Genomic DNA, 2,119 nt, shown 5'->3' with positions numbered 1-2,119 from the left:
CAGCCGTACACGCCCTCGGCAGCAAGCAGAACCTGACCAACCGACCCGAGACGCCCTCCGCCCACAAGCCAAGATCAAGATCTACAGCTGGAGTACTAGCCCGTGGCTCGGATGAGCTCGGAACACGGGCACAGGGGCGAACGGTGATCCCTAACGGGCGCGGCCAAAGACACTGAGCCTTTGCCAACCTGGCTGATGAGCAGGTTGGCGAGCTCCTTGGTCAGGGTGCGGCCTCCCCCGAAATTGAGGATGTCCAGGCATGCGATCTGACCTGCATTACAACCGTCAGGACACATTTTCAACTAGAACGAGTATTGAGCATTTCAAAATACGACACCTCCGCATAGCCACTGGAAGTGTAAGCCAAGCCATATTTCTCATAATTCCTGAGAAATTCAGCATTTGTCGGCTTATTACCCTCTTCGCCATCGATCGCTACAGTTTCAATCAGGCCACTTCCAGTGCCATACTGATCCTTCTTGCCAATCACCCACCACATCGTCATATATCTCGGCTTGCGAATGAGATTAAGAATCTCATTGCTATACCTGAGGCGTGCACGATATTCCACATAATCTGAGTCCGCGGGCACTCCCGCTTGATCCGTAACCCAGCGAGGAGCATTGCTCCTCCCCCTCTCCTTCTTCCATGAAAAGCTCTTCCAATTTTCCGGCTCACCAGCCATTATCGCCCTGTCCTGCTTCATTACAATACCTTCAGCGTATGCCTCAACGGCATCGAAATATCCCGACTTTGCAGGGATTTCCACAACCCTCTCTTCGGTGACTTCGTCACCGGGATCAAGGATGGTCTCCCGGCCAGGCTCCACGAGCATGCCCTTGGTAATTTCATACGGAGTCTTCACTCCAGTGTAGATATCGAGGTCCGAATCGCCACTCTCCAGATATCCTCGCAATTTCTCCACATCCTGGCCATCGGGATTACGAGTCCAAGTCACGCCTATTACCTCGTAGTTGAAGGCCACTACAGAGGCGGAGACTTTGCCAGTATTCTTGTAACGGAGAGTCAACGGGAGGTGGAGGATCTGTCCCTTTGGGTCCATCCGTGCCGTACCAAAACTAGCAGTCGCGGTGACCGTAACCGGCAAAGCATAGGGCTGATATATCTGCGTATAGGTGAAGTTGGCAGCAGCAATGGCAGCACTGACTGATAGCGCAGTCGCGAATCTTCGCCGGTGTGGCACCTCGCCCCATGCCCTCTGCCGATAGATGAGCTCCCAAAGGACCCAACTGGACCAGACTATGAATGCAATCCAAAGGAAAACCCAGTGGGTATATTCCCCAACCCCGACCTGAGCGCCCAGCAGCAACAAGTTCGAACCCAGCACGGCGATGACGCCGAACAAAACTACTGCACCGGAATACTTCAATCGATGCCGCAGTGAGTAGTCGACACATATGGTAACGGCAGCGACCAGGGCGATGAAAGCCATGACTAGAAGGGAGGCCCCAGCAAGGCGGCCGGTATACGTGAGGGCACCCATTATGTCTTTTTTTGCGCTATTCCCGAAGAAGATCGCGGCCCCAAGAAAGCCACCCACCATGAGTGTAAAGGTTGACCATTTTTTCCAAGATCCCTTATCGCTCGGACCTGTACCGGGACGTCCCCACACCCGGCTTCCGCCACCACGCCACTCGACAAGACTTGTGTCTTCGATGTCGCCGTCAAAATCGTTACGACGGAGGAAATGGACCAGTTCTTCTCGCGACCGCACCAGCTTTCGCTGCATGCCAATGGTGACCTGCCGAGCCCCCTCATAGTTCGGCGGATGCACGACCACTAGCGCTCCGTTGCCCATGCCGCCAGGCTAGGGTGACAGGTTATTACGGGCATCTGGGACTACTCCGTTGGAGAACCCGGCTTCTGCCTAGATCGTGTTACACAAGGCCGTCACTTATTTCCCGTCTATGGCTGGGGTCTCAAGAGCCGATCGGGTGTGTGTGGAGGCGTTCGCCGGACCACGATGAGACGCGACACTCCGACAGCCCGCGTCAGGGGGGTGGCCCCGTTATCTTCTTCGCGGTCCTGCAAGAGGGCCGCTGGCCTCCGGGCCCGGCATGACTGTTGCCCCCTGTCGATCGGATGACCTGGGGGGTGG

The 2,119-nt window shown here is 55.7% G+C and carries 1 protein-coding gene; it reads right to left on the bottom strand.

The annotated features are described in order from the left end of the window. Nucleotides 1-298: 298 nt before the first annotated feature. On the bottom strand, nt 299-1,819 hold the full coding sequence (locus AB0A61_RS40990; protein WP_361304701.1) for a hypothetical protein: 1,521 nt from the start codon (nt 1,817-1,819) through the stop codon (nt 299-301). Nucleotides 1,820-2,119 lie beyond the last annotated feature (300 nt).

This window comes from Streptomyces sp. NPDC046197 (genome assembly GCF_040646295.1).
Lineage (GTDB): Bacteria > Actinomycetota > Actinomycetes > Streptomycetales > Streptomycetaceae > Streptomyces.
Note: the sequence above shows the minus strand (reverse complement) of the source record. Positions and strands in the feature narration are given on the sequence as shown.

Bases quoted from the DNA above. Each gene is read 5' to 3' on its own strand.
- AB0A61_RS40990 (WP_361304701.1), bottom strand. From the start codon at position 1,819: ATGGGCAACGGAGCGCTAGTGGTCGTGCATCCGCCGAACTATGAGGGG.